We start from the raw sequence: 14,534 nt of genomic DNA on the forward strand, positions 1-14,534 counted from the left end.
TGAACGGCTCCGCGTGGGGCAGCCGTGGGGCAAACGCATTTCTTTCCAAACGCCTGAGTGTTGGATGCCGCCGCATTTTGCAGCACCGCGAACCGGCCCTTCTCCGAGACGTGCGCCGCTCAGTCGCGTTCAGCGGATGCCCGGAGCGCCGCATAAACCGGTCGCAAAACTTCGGCAAGCGGACGCGAGCGGACCGTGACATCCACTGGAGGAAGCTGATCCACCAGCAGTCCCACGGCCGCAGGGCTGCGTCGCGCAGGAATCGGCGCAGGCGAGACGAAGAAGGTGTCCAGCACTTCCGTGAGTGGGGCGCCGGTGCGTTTCTCATTCCCGCCAACGGCGTCCGCCGCGTGCATCCGTCCCAGAAGATCCTCGCGTTCGCGTCCGCGCCAGGCCAGGATCCGGAAGGGGTCGTCGTCGAACTGCTCGGCCAACAGGTAGAACACCGCCGCAAGGTGCTTGCATGGCACTTCCCAGTCGGGGCAGGAGCAGTCCAGGCTCAGCTCGCCTGCACTACGGGGGAACAGTGACAGCCCGACTGCGGTGAACACGTCTTCGATGTCGGCGGGCATTTCCCCCGCCAGCAGGGTCGCCACATACCAAGCGTTGCCGGCGAGCGCCTCCTCCACCGCCGCCCACTCTGCCTTCCCGAACGCAGTGATGCCGATCCGTACGCGGTAGGGCTTTGCACGTGAACCCTGGACGCTCGCGGTGACCGTGCCGGCGTCGATGTCAAGCGAGATCACCTGACCCCGCCGGGCATAATTCCGGCCGCGTTGCAGCCGCCCACCCACTCCAAGACCTTCCAGCACTTCGATGAACCGTGCCGACCACCAGCTCGTACCGATGGCACCCCGCACGCTTCGGGCTTTGACGCCACCGTCGACGCTGCGCGGGGTGGAGGGCGGAAAGAACGGTGATTCATAGCGGCCCCTAGTCACTGACGGCCTCCTTTGACAGGGCGAACAGTTCGCGCAGGCTCTGGGTGGACAGCTCGGTGAGCCACCCCTCGCCGTCGCCGACCACCATGTTCGCCAGCGATGCCTTCTCCTCGATCATGTTGTCGATGCGCTCCTCCAACGTGCCGCGGCAGATGAACTTCCGTACCTGCACACGCCGTTTCTGCCCGATCCGGAATGCCCGGTCGGTGGCCTGGTTCTCGACGGCCGGGTTCCACCAGCGGTCGAGGTGAATGACGTGGTTGGCGGCCGTCAGGTTGAGCCCCGTGCCGCCGGCCTTGAGTGAGAGCAGGAAGATCGGCGGCCCGTCGTCCGCGTGGAACCGGCGCACCATCTCGGTCCGGTTCTGCCGGGACGTGCCGCCGTGCAGATAGGCGACGTCGGTGTCGAAGCGGGCCGCGAGGTGCGGCAGCAGCATCTCGGCGAATTCGGTGTATTGCGTGAAGCACAACACTTTGTCGCCCTCGGCAAGGATCTCGTCCAGGATCTCCTCAAGCCGGAGCACCTTGCCGCTGCGTCGCCCAATGGCCGAGCGATCGTGCAGCAATTGCGCTGGATGGTTGCAGATCTGCTTGAGTTTCGCCATCGCAGCCAGCACATTTCCGCGACGTTCGATGCCGTCGGACTCCTCGATCTTCTCCATCATGTCGTCAACGACCGACTGGTAAAGCGACGCCTGCTCATTCGTCAGGGTGTAGTACTGCTTGATTTCGATTTTTTCCGGCAGATCGTCAATGATGGCCGGGTCGGTCTTTACGCGCCGCAGGAGGTACGGCCGGGTGATCGCCCGCACCCTCTCGGCCGCTGCCTCGTCGCGGTGGCGTTCGATCGGTATCGAATAGCGGGTGCGGAACAGCTCCGCCGAACCCAGTATCCCAGGGTTCAGGAAGTCCATGATTGACCACATCTCGCCGAGTCGGTTCTCCACCGGGGTGCCCGTGAGGGCGATCCGATGGGTGGCGGTAAGGCGTTTCACGGCTTTTGTCGCGTGGGAGAGCCGGTTCTTCACCGCCTGCGCCTCATCGAGCACGACTCGGTTCCAGGTGAGGGCCTCGAACTGCTCCAGATCGCGCGTCAGCGTTGTGTAAGTGGTGACTACGATATCGATGCCGGTCAGGGCCGCGCCGAAGTCCTCGCCGCGCAATCGGTCCGGTCCGTGGTGCACACTCATCCGCAACCCAGGGGCGAATTTTGCAGCCTCAGCTTCCCAATTGCCGATCAGCGACATCGGACACACCAGCAGGGTGGGACCGGCTTCGGGGTTTTCCTCCCGGCGCACCGCCTCCAGCGCCAGCAGCTGGACGGTCTTGCCAAGTCCCATGTCATCGGCGAGGCAGGCACCGACACCAAGGGCGGCGAGGAAGTTCAGCCACGACAGACCACGTTCTTGATAGGGGCGCAACGTGGCCCGGAAACTCTCAGGGAGGGAGACCGGTTGAATCCTCGCGTCCGCCGAGCCGTCCAGCAGAGCTCCCAGCCACCCGTCGGCGGTGACGGTGGCGACTTCCAGCGGCAGCTCGACGTCGTCAGGATGCGCGGCGGCAAGACGGAGAACATCCGCAACGGTGCCGCGCCCCGTTTCCTCGCGCCTCAGGAATTCAATACCGCGGCGCAGTTGCTCGGGGTCAACGCTCACCCACTGGCCCCGCATCCGAACAAGTGGGGCCTTCGCCTGAGCCAACGCTGCGATCTCGTCATCGGTGAGGGTGTGGTCGCCGACGGCGAGGCTCCACTGGAAGTCACACAGTTGCTCCCGGCCGAAGGCAGGTGCTTTGCCAGTATCATCGCCCATCGGTGTGGACGCCGAAAGCTTCAGTCCCAGTTTCGAGCGACGGTCCCACCATGAGGGCAGCAGAACTCCGAAACCGGCCTCGTCCAAGGCAGGAGCAGCGTCCCGCAGGAAGGCGAACGCGCCATTCGAGTCAAGGTCCAGCCCTGTGGGGCGCGGCTGCCGCAGGCCCGGTTCCAAGTCGGGGTAGACACGGACGGCCTTCCCCAGTTCGGCAAGCAGCACCTCCTGCGGGCGGCCAAGCCAGCGGGCCAGGGCGCCGCCATCGCGCCATACCTGTTCTGCCGCCACCAACAGGCTGGGGTCTGCGGAAGACTGAAGCAGGAACTCCAGCCGCCATGCAGGCACATCCAGCGGTTCGCCAACAGCGGAGGCATGTTCTGGTAAATCTGGCGAAAGGAGCAGGTCTTCCCCGACATCCTCCGTGCTGAGAATCTCACTGAGGCGGAACGTTGCGCGGGCCGGAGCTGCGGCCTCCCGCGCATACTCACTCCAAGGCGCGAGCCCCTGTTCCAATTCAGCAAGCGCCGACGCCGGGACCCGAACGCGGGTGTCCGAGGTATGAAGCGCCTCCAGCCATGCCTCAGCAGCGCGGGGTTGAAGGGGTTTCCGCCCCCGGCGCGGAGGCAGCATTGGCAGGTCGCGCGGCAGTCGGCCCCGAACCGCGGCATCGATGAGGACGTCGAGGGCCGACGTGCCCAGTTCCCCCGCGTCCTCCGAGCCCGGTTCTGCCCGAAACGCGGCTGGCATGCCGGCAATGAGATCGCCGAATGCGAGTGCGTCAGGCCCCCTCAACACAGCCCGCCACCGTGCCTCGGCGACGGCGTCTTCGGACCCGTCGGTCATCCAGGCGATCCCCGGGAGCACTCGGCCCCGCTCCGCGAGTTCGTCGGCAAATCGCCCCACTTCTGCGAGGAACCGCACGGAAGCCGCAATACGTACGTCGCCGAGTGAGTCGGGCTCGTCTCCCGGGTATCGCTCAGGAAACAGCGTGGACGCCAGACCCAGACCCAGGCCACTGCGCTCGTCACCAAAGGCAGTAAATGCCGCCGGATTGACCCACACGACGGGCACTGTCCACGGCAACAGGGACGGACCGGTTGAGCTCGAGGGGCGGGGCGTTATCCGCACGATCTCGGGAGAGTCCAACGGTGCGTGTCGTAGCGAAGGCAACAACAACGTGGTACTGCCTAGCTCGCCCGGTTGCAGTGCCGCGACGACGTCGGCCGATGCGGCGAAGGGATGGGGCCGGGCCGCTTTCAGACCCTGGTTTCCGCTCTTTACCGCCTTCTCGGATTCTTCGGCCCAGAGCCCAGGGCCCCGGTTGAGCGACCAGAACGAGTGGAGCACCAGCAAGCGCGTTGCCTTTCTCGAAGGGGGAGTGCGACACTCAAGGGTACTATCAGCCAAGGCGAGCGAACGGCCTAGGTTGCAGGCCCCCGCTGCTTTTAAGCTTGACCATGACTGGATTGGACACCATCAATGAGTTTGATCCGGCTGAACGACGTCAACGTGAGCTTTGACAAAACCCAGGTTCTCCGCGAAGCCTTTTTCAAGCTTGAAGCAGGGGACAGGGTCGGCCTGATCGGCAAGAACGGTTCCGGCAAGTCCACCATCCTGAAGCTGATCCAGGGCCAGGTGGCTCCCGATACCGGGACCGTCGCCGTCGAGCTCGGAACCAAGGCCGCCTACTTCTCGCAGTTCTCAGAGTTGAACGGCGAATCCACCATCGCGGAAGTCCTGGACGGGCTGTTCGCCCACGTCAAGGAGATCGAAGCCGAACTCGCCGGCATCGACGCGGCCATCGCCGCCGACTCCTCGGACGCGGCGCGGCTGGATGAACTGATCCACCGCCAGTCCGAACTCTTTGAGGCCATGGACCGGCTGGACGGCTGGGACTACCAGCGCAGCATCGACAAAGTACTTACCACCCTCGGCTTCAGCGACCACCACCGCACGTGCGCCATCGACGAGCTCTCCGGCGGCTGGCGGAACCGGGCAGCCCTGGCAAAAATCCTGCTGGAAGCCCCGGACGTCCTCCTGCTTGATGAACCCACCAACTACCTTGATGTGGCCGGCGTCGAATGGCTTGAAGGCTGGTTCCGGACCTTCAAAGGCGCTGCGATCATCGTCTCGCACGACCGGAAGTTCCTGGACTCCGTTGTCACCCGGATCATCGAAGTGGAGAACTTCCACCTCCACGAATACCCGGGCAACTTCGCCGAATACGTGGTGGCGAAGCAGTTCAAACTCAAAAGCCTGGAGAGCCAGTTCGTCCATGAGTCTGAGTTGCTCGCCTTCGAAGCCGAAGGCATCTCCGACCGGCGGGAAGCGGCCAAGGCAGCAGGCAAAGGACTCGCAAACCAGCTGGCCAGGATCAAGAAGTCCCGTGCGCCCCGGCCGGTGGACCAGATCATCACGGAGATCTACGGCGGTCTGTACGTCAAGGACGTCCTGTGCCGGGTGGAATCCCTGAGCAAGGCCTACGGCGGCAGGACACTGTTCAGCGGCCTCAGTTTCGAGATCGGGCGCGGCAACCGGATCGCCGTCGTCGGGTCCAACGGCAGCGGCAAGACCACGTTGCTCCGGGCACTCACCGGCGAAGAGCCGGCCGATTCAGGCAGCGTCGCCTGGGCTAAGGGCGCCGGAATGGTCTCCTACAACCAGGTGCTGGAAGAACTGGACGACGACGACACGGTCACCCATGCGGTCAACGCGATGCCTGACAGCCTGGCCCTGACAGCGACGAAGAAGTCGGTGAACAGGTTCCTGGCGATGTTCCAGTTCTCCGAAGCTGATCTCAAGCAAAAAATCGGCAACCTCTCAGGCGGCCAGCGTGCCCGCGTGGCCATGGCCCAATGCCTGCTCTCGGGCGCCTCTGTCCTGCTGCTGGATGAGCCCACCAACCACCTGGACCTCTCCAGCACGCAGGTCATGGAGCGCGCCCTGCTGCATTTCCCGGGAGCAGTGGTGGTGGTCAGCCACGACCGTTTCTTTACGGACAAGATCGCCAACCGCCGTCTGGTCTTCAGAGCCGCGGACTCGGGCCACGGGACTGTGGACCTGCAGGTCGCCTGAGGCCCTGCGCCGCCTGAAGCCCCGCGTTGCCTCCAGCCCTACAGCCAGCCTTTCCTTTTGAAAATGGCGTACATCAGGGCTGCGGTGCCCGCCATCAGCGCGATGGCCATCGGGTAGCCAGCAGCCCAGTGGAGTTCGGGCATATGGTCGAAGTTCATTCCGTAGACCCCGGCTACGAAGGAAGGTGCAAAGAAGATCGCCGCCCAGGAGGAGATCTTCTTGACCTGTTCGTTCTGTTCGGCGCTGGCCTCGTTCTGCCGGTTGGCGGTCAGCGTCCCGTCCAGAGTGAGGGCGTTCTGCAACAGGTCACGGAATGAATCCGCGCGCGAGATGACCCGCTCCACATGGTCCTCGACGTCCCGCAGGCTGTGCTGCAGCTCAGAATCCACGCCGTACTTTTCAAAGCCCCGGTTGAGCTGCTGCATCATGTCCGGCAGGGGATGGATGGCGCGCTGGAACTGGATGACTTCGCGGGCCAGTTCATAAATGCGGCGGGAGACGGTGGTGTCCCCGCTGAAGAGCTGGTCCTCGATCTCGTCAATGTCGTTTTCCAGTCCGGCCACCACCGGTGCGTAGTCGTCCACCACCAGGTCCAGCAGTGCGTAGAGAACGGCTTCCGGGCCGTGCCGGAGCAGGTCGGGGCGGCCTTCCAGGCGCCGCCTCACCCGGGCAACGCCGGCCATTTCGGCATGGCGGATGGTGACCACGAAATTCCGGCCGGTGAAGATGTGCAGCTCGCCGAACTCTACGGTCTCGGTGGCATCCAGGTACCGCGCCGGGCGCAGCACCGTAAAGAGGTTGTCCTCGTAGCGTTCAAGCTTGGGCCGCTGGTGCGCCGAGATGGCGTCCTCCACCGCCAAGGCATGCAGCCCGAATTCGGTGGCCACGGCCGTCATTTCCGCCGCCGTGGGCCGGTACAGCCCGATCCAGGCCATGCCCCCGTGCTCCGAGAGCGTTTCGAAGGTCTGCTCCAGGCTCTGCGGCTCGGCGCTGCGGACACCGTCCACGTAGACGGCATTGTCGATGATGGTCACGTCAGGACATGGCCCCGATGATCGCGCCCGCCACCGTCATGGCGAGCAGGTCGTGTCCGGAATCGATCAGGGTGACAGAAGTGGGGCGGCCTGCGAACCCGTTATGGATGACATGCGCGCCGGCGCGGAACACCAGCGCGAGCACCAGGGCGAACCAGCCGCCCGCCACGGCGCTGTCCAGGCCCAGCTTGCTGATCAGGACCGCCAGCAGGACGGCGGTCAGGGCGGCGGCAACCATCATGGGAACCCAGATCCCCGCGCCGCCACCAATGTTTTTGAGGTCCTCTTCAGTCTTTCCGATGGCGGCCATCCACCGCTTGCCCAGCACGGCCGGCACGTACCAGACAAAGCCGATAGCCATGCTCGAGATGAAAGCCAGCAGCACGGCGAGCCAGTTGATCTGTGAAATATGTGAAAGCCAATCCATGCTCGAATCCTAACCGCCTTCAGCGGACCCGCCGCCGCGCCCGGACAATTGCTTCGGCCGTGTTGGGGTGCCGGGCACGGCCTGTGCGAGGCGGCTGATCAGGGGTTCGGTCCGGTACGGAATATGGGTGTGGAGAGCCAGGACAGTTTCTGTCCGGATGACGCCCTTGATGCGGAGGATCTGGCGGAGGGCGGACTGCAGATTGTGCGTATCGGTGGCCACCACGCGGCACCACACATCACCTCGCCCCGAGATCTCATGGACCTCCAGAACCTGGGGGAGCAGCCGGAGGGCGCCCACAACTCCGTCCAGTTCCCGGTGTGTCACTTCGATCGTGACGAAAGCGACGACGTCGTACCCCACCGCTGCGAGGTCGATCTCGCGTCCGCCGTCGTGCAGCACCCCGGCGCGGAGCAGGCGCCGCACGCGCGACTGCGCTGTGTTTCGCGCAATCCCCAGCAGATCGGCCAACTCGCCGATCTGGACGCGGGGATCGCGGATGAGTTCCAGCAGGATCTTCAAATCAGTGGGATCAAGACTAGGCAAACTGTCACTTTCACTTATTAGGGGTATAAGGAATTGTGTATTTTGCTCAATTATTCCACTAGCAAGGACTAAATCAGTCAACCGTGAAGCATCCTTTAGGTATCAATTTCCACCCGGGGCGGCTTCCCACAAGGACCTCCCGCCCCGGTCGACGCCAAGGCAGCAGCAATGACAGTCTTCAGTGAACTCCGCATGCGTCCGGCCACCGCCGGGCCGCAGGGCTGGGATGCATCCACCACCGCACGGCTGGTGATGGCCGGCGCCGTCATTTTCACGTTGCTGGTCGGAGCGAACCTGGCCACGCCCCTGTATCCGCTGCTCCAGGCAAACCTCGGCCTCTCGGCCCTCGGGGTCACAGCGGCTTTTGCCAGCTATGTCCTGGCCCTGGTGGCAACGCTGATGCTGGCCGGCCACTGGTCGGACCACATCGGCCGGCGGGCAGCGCTCATCCTGGCAGTCCTCGCCGGCCTGGCGGGAAGCTGGGTCTTCTCGCAGGCAGATAACCTGGTGGCACTCTCTGCCGGACGGGCCCTTCAGGGTGTGGCCGTTGCCCTCGCCACGGGGGCCAGTGCCGCCGCACTGCGGGAACTGCTCCCGTCCCGGCCGGAGTGGGCCACCCGCTTCACCCTGCTGGCGACGGCGGGAGGAGTAGCGGCCGGTCCGGTCATCGGCGGCCTGCTGTCGCTGCTGCCGGGGCCCACCACCGCCCCGTACTACGTTCACTCACTCGTCCTGGCGGGAATGCTGGTGCCGCTCTACCTGCTTCAGGCCCGGCCAGCCATCAAGCCTCCGGCCGGTCGGCGCCCCGTCCTGGTCCTGGCTCCCCGCCGGCCCTCGGTGTCTACCGAGGCGAGGGGCGCGTTCTGGCTTGCGGCCGCCGTCGGATTCCTCAGCTTCTCCGTCTTTGGATTCTGCCTGTCGCTGGCACCGGCCTATTTCGCCCCGATCGTTCACACCGATTCACGCCCGTTGATCGGCGCCCTGGCCGGGATGACGCTGGCTGCCTCAGCCCTGAGCCAGGTGCTGTCCGTGCGGGGCCGCTTTGTGGTGCCCGCCGGGCTGGCAGTCCTGGGAGCCTCGGTGCTGCTCCTGGCCGCAGCAGCGGCATGGAGCAGTCCGCTGCTTCTGGCCGCTGCCAGCGTCTGCGCGGGGCTGGGGCAGGGAGTCGCCTTCCGCACGGTCTTCAATGATGTGGCCGCCAAGGTGGAATCGTCACAGCATGCCCAGGTCATCAGCACCGTTTATGTCATCACGTACCTGGGCAGCGCCGTGCCGGTCATCGGGTTGGGCTGGGCCACAGCGGTGTTCGGGCTGCCGACGTCGGTCACGGGCTTTGTGGTGCTGTGCAGCGCCGCCGCACTGGCGCTGTCCGCCGTCACGCTTCGGACAGCGCTACAGCGCGGAGGGCAATAGTCAGTGCGCAATAGCCGGTGGGGGAGTGCGCAGAGCGCCGCCGGACGGGGGCGGATCAGTCCGGCAGTGGACCGTGGTTCCCCTGGATGTGCTCAAAGACGAGGGTGGTCTCGGTGTGGCCGACTACGGGGTCGGTAGCGAGATTGTCCAGGACCCAATCCCGCAGGTCCTCGGTGCTGGCAACTGCGATGTGCAGCAGGTAGTCCACGGAGCCTGACGTGTGGAACGTGGAGAGGACCGCGGGCAGGTGCGGAACGCGGGCGGTGAAGCGGTCGATCTGGTCCCGGTCGTGGGCCCTCAACCGGACAGCTACCAGTGCCTGGACGGACCTGCCGATGGCCGAGAGGCTGAGCTTCGCCTCAAATCCCTGGACGATGCCACGTTCGGACAATGCGCGGGTCCGCATGAGCGCGGTGGACGGGGCGATCCCCACGAGTTCTGCCAACTGCTTGTTGGAGATCCGTGCATCGTCCACCAAGGCGGCGAGAAGCCGTTCATCAATGGCATCCAGCGGCTCAAAGTGGCTGGCCGGCCGGATGTTTTTTGGGTTGCTGCTCATGGAATCTCCTTGAATGTCCGTCAGTTCATCCTAGACGCCGGATTCCGGCCGATCACCCCGGAACGCGTCCTTCTCGCCGAACAATCGCCAGAGCCACCTGCCATTTGATGGCTGATAGTTCTACGGCTGTGCGGCTTCCGTCCGCCCTCGTGTGCCGGGCCGTGCGGTTTCGTCGTTCCCCCGGAGATGTACGACGGCGACTGTCACCGCCGTGATGCAGGCCAGGACCATGATTGCCACGGCAAGCGCCGCCCAGCCCAGGGACTGGAACACCAGCCCACCCGCCCAGCCGATGACGCTCGAGCCCAGGTAATAGGCAAGGTTGTAGAGCGACGACGCCTGGGCGCGGCCGGTGGTGGCGATGCTTCCGGTCCACCCGGCACCGATGCTGTGGGCGGCGAAGAAGCCGCCGGTGAAGATCACCAGGCCGGCAAGGATCACGGCGAGCACCTGTGCCAGCGTCAGGGCCAGCCCAACCACCATCAGGACGATGCCCACGAGCAGCACATTCCTGCGGCCGAATCTGGCCGTCAGCCCACCTGCCCAGCGGGAGGAGAACGTTCCCGAAAGGTAGGCCAGGAAGATGAGACTGATGAGTGTGGCAGGCAGCGTGAAAGGCTCAGCGGACAGGCGGAAGCCAAGGTAGTTGTAGACGGCCACAAACCCGCCCATCATCAGGAACGCCTGGATGTAGAGCGCCAGCAGCCGGGGATTGCGGACATGCCCGCCGAGAGTCGCCACGGCACCGCGCAGCCCGGCGGCCTGTGCGGCGGTGAATCCCTTCGCCTTCGGTACAAGGACCAGGAAGAGCCCGGCGGCCACTGTTGCCAGCAGGGACACGGCCAGGGCGGCTGTGCGCCAGCCCCATAACTCGCCTGCCGGGCCTGCCACCAGCCGGCCGGCCAGCCCGCCCAGCGTTGTGCCGGCAACGTAGCTGCCTGCGGCCATCGCAGCATGGGCCCTGTTCACTTCCTCGTTCAGGTAGGCGATGGCGATGGCCGGGATCCCGCCCAGTGCCATGCCTTCCAGTAGCCGCAAGGCAAGCAGCGCGCCGAAGGTGGGGGCGAGCGGTACCAGCAGGCCCAGGATGGTAGCAGCGGAGATGCCCCATGCCATGGCCTTGACCCGGCCGGTCCTGTCCGCCAGGAAGGACCAGGGAATGACAGTGATGGCCAGGCCCACAGTGGCCAGCGAAATGGTCAACGCGGCCTCTGCGGCGGTCACCTTCAGGTCTGCGGCCAGGAGCGGCAATACCGCCTGGGTGGAGTAGAGCTGGGCGAATGTTGCCACGCCCGCGAAGGCCAGGCCGGCGAGGATCTTGTTGTAGGCAGCGGAGCCTTTGGGATGTCCCGCCCAGTCACTCTGCGGTGGAGTGAAGGTTCCTGGGGCTGCGGCATTTTGAGGCATAGCTCAAGGGTAGGCTTCCGGAATGTATGCTTCCAATGCATCTTTTAGATACGATCAATATCAAAAGTGCAACGTTTGGAAGGGTGGGCCAATGCACGCCGACCACAAACAGCTGGTGAGGCTCCTGCCGCTGCTCCCCATCCTCGCTGAGCTGGGCCGGACCCAGCACGTCACGGAAACAGCTGAATTCCTTGGAGTACCCCAGTCCACGGTGAGCCGGGCACTGTCCCGGGCCAGCGCCGTCGTCGGAACTGAACTGCTGATCCGTGACGGACGGGGCATCCGACTCACGGCTGCCGCCCGGACCTTGCTGCCGTACATCGAGTCGGCCCTGGCTGAATTCCAGGCCGGACTGGACCTGGTCCGGCACGAGTCGGACGTGGTGCGGGGGAAAGTGTCCCTGTCCTTTCAGCACACGTTCGGCGAGGCCACCCTGCCCCTGCTCATCAGTGCCTTCCGCAGCCGCCACCCGGAGGCCGGCTTCATCCTCAGCCAGGGGGCGCGGGACACCTGCCTCGCAGAACTCGCCTCGGGCCAGGCGGACCTGGCCCTGACGGCCCCTGTTCTGGCGGCAAGCAGCACCATCTCCTCGGCGTCGCTCTACCGTGAACCCCTCCGCCTGGTGGTTCACCACGGCCATCCGCTGGCCGGCCGGGGCAGCGTCAGGGTGCAGGACATCCGCCGGGACCCCTTCGTGGCGTTGGAGCCGGGGTACGGCATGCGGTCACTGACCGATGCGCTGTTCCGCGAGGCAGGCTTCCGGCCTCGGATCGCGTTCGAAAGCCAGGACACCCACACCGCCCGTGGCCTGGTCGCCGCGGGCCTTGGTGTCAGCATTCTGCCACCCGGGGGCAATGCGCCGGGGCGCCGCGTCAGCCCGGAAACGGGCAACCTGGGCTGGGTCGAGCTTGCCTTGGAATCCGGACTCGCGTACCGGGAAATCGGGCTGGGCTGGCGCCGGCGGAAGCCTGGCCCCGATGCCGAGCCAGATCCTGTCCGCTTCTTCCGTGAGATGGTCCTGCAGGAGGGTCCCCAGTTGCTGGCCGGCCTGGTTGCCGCCCGTTCAGGGAGCGGGTAAGCGACGGGGTGTTGAGACACGACGGCGGCCCGCGGCATGGCCGTGATTCGCCGGCAGCATTTCAGTAGGCTGGGGACGTGACTGACAGCGAGCACCCCCAGACCGCAACTTCCCGAAACCAGCCTGTGGGCGGCGCCCCGTCCGCGGCGGCCCCGGGTCCCCTCGCGGGCGTCATCATCGGCATGGACATCGGCGGCACAAAGACCCGCGGTGTCAGGTTTGAGGACGGAGTTGCCGTGGCCGACCAGTCCGCCGGCAGCTCCAACGTCCAGAACGTCAGCCGCGAACAGGCAGCCTTGAACCTCGCGGATCTGTTCGCCCGGATCGGCGGCGGCCAAGTGCTCCAGGTGTATGCGGGAGCCGGGGGCATCGACACCGACCACGACGCCGCCGCCCTTGCGGCGCTGATCGAACCCCATGTTCCGGGAGCCAGGATCACGGTGGTCCACGATTCCCGCCTGCTGCTGGCCGCGGGCGGTGCCAGCACCGGCGTGGCCGTGATCGCAGGAACGGGCTCCGCCGCCTGGGGACGGAACGCCGCCGGCGATGAGGCGCGTGCCGGTGGCTGGGGCTACCTGCTCGGTGATGAAGGCAGCGGCTACTGGCTGGGCCGCGAGGCGGTCCGGCACAGCCTGCGCCGGATGAACCAGGGACTCCCGGCGGACCAGCTGACCGATGCGCTCCTTTCCGCGTGCGGAGTGGACCACCCCAACAGGCTGATTGCGCTTTTCCATTCCCCGGCCACCGGCCGCCGGTTCTGGGCCCAGCAGGCACGCCTGGTGGTGGACGCGGCAGCGGCGGGCCACGCGGCCAGCCAGGAGCTGCTGGACCAGGCCGGCAAGGATCTTGCCGGCCTGGCTGCCCAGGCATTGCGGAAGCTTGGAATCGACGGCCCGGTAATTCTCGGCAGCGGACTGGGCATGAACGTGGTCCCGCTGCAGGACTCTTTCCGGAGCCATCTGGCGGCCGCCGGCGTCACCGATGTCCGTGTCCTGGACCAGGACCCCGTATTTGGCGTCCTGAAGCTGGTCTCGGAAGAGTCAGGTGCCTACTGACCGCTTCCGCGGTGTCAGCCTGACGGCCGGCATGATGGGAGCGGGGATGCGGCCGGCTTCGGCGCCCGCATCCGGGCTGTGCCCTTCAACCAACCCGTAGCGGGCCCCACGGGCGGCATCGTCGGCCAGGACGGCCTGCGCTTCCCAGTCCTCGCGGGCCTGCTCCACTTCGTCGTGCGTGCGGCCCACGAAGTTCCACCACATCAGCAGTTCCTCCTCGAAGGGCTCCCCGCCGATCAGGAGGAACCGTGTGCCCGGCTGGGCCTGGAAGTCAAGTGACGCGCGTCCCGCGCCCAGGTAGCCCAGCGGCCCTGGCGGGACCTCCTGCCCGTCCAGCGTCAGCCCGCCGTCGAGCACCAGGACGGCATGTTCAAAGTGAGCGTTCAGCGGCAGGACGGCCAAGCCCTCGCAGGAGATGTCTGCTCCGACGATAGGGGAGTACATCGTGGCCGGTGACACCGCCCCGGCGAATTCGCCCACCATCACCGTCGCAGTGAAACCTTGCCCAGTCACAGATGGCAGTTCCCGGTGCTGCTCGAACGCGGGTTCGCGGCGGCGTTCCGCGTCCGGCAACGCTACCCAGAGCTGCAGGCCGCGCTGCACGGGCAGCGGTGCGCCAGCGTCGGGATCCGGCAGGACGGCGAACTCGGAGTGGGACACCCCGTGTCCGGCGGTCATGATGTTCAGCTCACCGGGCCGGACCACAACGTCGCTGCCCACGCTGTCCCGGTGCCGGACGTTCCCGGCGAGCGGCCAAGTCACCGTCTGCAGCCCGGTGTGCGGGTGGGGGAGCACGGACATGGCGGTGCGGTCCGGACCGAAACTGTCCAGGAAACACCAGGCGCCGATGGTGGGCAGGCCGCGCTGCGGGAGCGTGCGCCGGACGTTCATGGCCCGCACGCCGCCCAGCGGAACCTCCCGTTCCGGCAACAGCTGCAGGCAGGGGCCGGACGTTCCTTCGGGGCCGGCAGGCGGACAAAGTTCCTGTTGCGGAGCCATTTCCAAGTTTGTCACAGTCCAACAATAGGCCGGGGCAGAGTCAGGCGTAAGCGCAGCGCGACACACGGTGATCGAAGGGACCCATCCACGCGCTGTTACAGAACGAATGATTTCAGTAGGGATTTTCTTGCCCGGATTGCCTGCTGATCCGGTTACGCTGACAACGGATTGCGTTACCGTAAATATCAGT

General features: G+C 65.8%; 12 protein-coding genes. 4 read left to right on the forward strand and 8 right to left on the reverse strand.

Annotation, left to right across the window (positions count from 1 at the left end; translation table 11 throughout):
* Positions 1–119 precede the first annotated feature (119 nt).
* Positions 120–941, reverse strand: a complete 822-nt coding sequence (locus tag ACQCSW_RS07115; RefSeq protein WP_426990118.1) for an SWIM zinc finger family protein — start codon at positions 939–941, stop codon at positions 120–122.
* A complete protein-coding gene (locus ACQCSW_RS07120) occupies positions 934–3,813 on the reverse strand; it encodes a DEAD/DEAH box helicase (RefSeq protein WP_426990119.1) in 2,880 nt (959 codons plus the stop codon). Before ACQCSW_RS07120 ends, ACQCSW_RS07115 begins: the two co-directional genes overlap by 8 nt.
* 417 nt (positions 3,814–4,230) lie before the next feature.
* On the opposite strand from ACQCSW_RS07120, the gene ACQCSW_RS07125 reads away from it, so the two are divergent.
* Positions 4,231–5,826: an ABC-F family ATP-binding cassette domain-containing protein gene (locus ACQCSW_RS07125; RefSeq protein ID WP_426990120.1), complete on the forward strand. Its 1,596-nt coding sequence runs from the start codon at positions 4,231–4,233 to the stop codon at positions 5,824–5,826.
* A gap of 38 nt (positions 5,827–5,864) precedes the next feature.
* Here the strand turns inward: ACQCSW_RS07125 and corA are convergent, their stop codons facing one another.
* Genes corA through ACQCSW_RS07140 form a run of 3 tightly spaced genes read right to left on the reverse strand, consistent with a single transcriptional unit; the run spans position 5,865 to position 7,833 of the window.
* On the reverse strand, positions 5,865–6,860 hold the full coding sequence (gene corA, locus ACQCSW_RS07130) for a magnesium/cobalt transporter CorA (protein ID WP_426990121.1): 996 nt from the start codon (positions 6,858–6,860) through the stop codon (positions 5,865–5,867).
* 1 nt (position 6,861) lies between these two features.
* Entirely contained in the window at positions 6,862–7,287 is a 426-nt protein-coding gene (locus ACQCSW_RS07135; RefSeq protein WP_426990122.1) for a DUF1761 domain-containing protein, read from the reverse strand.
* 9 nt (positions 7,288–7,296) lie between these two features.
* Positions 7,297–7,833 (reverse strand): Lrp/AsnC family transcriptional regulator, encoded by a 537-nt coding sequence (locus ACQCSW_RS07140; protein ID WP_426990123.1) that lies wholly within the window; start codon positions 7,831–7,833, stop codon positions 7,297–7,299.
* Positions 7,834–8,001: 168 nt separating this feature from the next.
* Between ACQCSW_RS07140 and ACQCSW_RS07145 the strand changes: the two genes are divergently transcribed.
* Complete coding sequence (locus ACQCSW_RS07145; RefSeq protein WP_426990124.1) at positions 8,002–9,246, forward strand: MFS transporter; 1,245 nt, start codon at positions 8,002–8,004, stop codon at positions 9,244–9,246.
* Positions 9,247–9,301: 55 nt separating this feature from the next.
* Here the strand turns inward: ACQCSW_RS07145 and ACQCSW_RS07150 are convergent, their stop codons facing one another.
* On the reverse strand, positions 9,302–9,805 hold the full coding sequence (locus ACQCSW_RS07150) for an Lrp/AsnC family transcriptional regulator (protein ID WP_111908434.1): 504 nt from the start codon (positions 9,803–9,805) through the stop codon (positions 9,302–9,304).
* 120 nt (positions 9,806–9,925) lie between these two features.
* On the reverse strand, positions 9,926–11,212 hold the full coding sequence (locus ACQCSW_RS07155) for an MFS transporter (RefSeq protein WP_426990125.1): 1,287 nt from the start codon (positions 11,210–11,212) through the stop codon (positions 9,926–9,928).
* Between the two features lie 91 nt (positions 11,213–11,303).
* Here ACQCSW_RS07155 and ACQCSW_RS07160 point away from each other — a divergent pair, with 91 nt between their 5' ends.
* Complete coding sequence (locus ACQCSW_RS07160) at positions 11,304–12,290, forward strand: LysR substrate-binding domain-containing protein (RefSeq protein ID WP_426990126.1); 987 nt, start codon at positions 11,304–11,306, stop codon at positions 12,288–12,290.
* A gap of 182 nt (positions 12,291–12,472) precedes the next feature.
* Entirely contained in the window at positions 12,473–13,345 is an 873-nt protein-coding gene (locus tag ACQCSW_RS07165; protein ID WP_354252425.1) for a BadF/BadG/BcrA/BcrD ATPase family protein, read from the forward strand.
* On the opposite strand, the gene ACQCSW_RS07170 is transcribed toward ACQCSW_RS07165, so the two are convergent.
* The gene (locus ACQCSW_RS07170; protein WP_426990127.1) at positions 13,331–14,359 is read right to left on the reverse strand and encodes a pirin family protein; all 1,029 of its coding nucleotides are present in this window, start codon (positions 14,357–14,359) and stop codon (positions 13,331–13,333) included. The two genes, ACQCSW_RS07165 and ACQCSW_RS07170, sit on opposite strands and share 15 nt — an antisense overlap.
* Positions 14,360–14,534 lie beyond the last annotated feature (175 nt).

Origin of the sequence: Pseudarthrobacter sp. Y6 (genome assembly GCF_050156205.1) — a bacterium.
GTDB lineage: Bacteria > Actinomycetota > Actinomycetes > Actinomycetales > Micrococcaceae > Arthrobacter.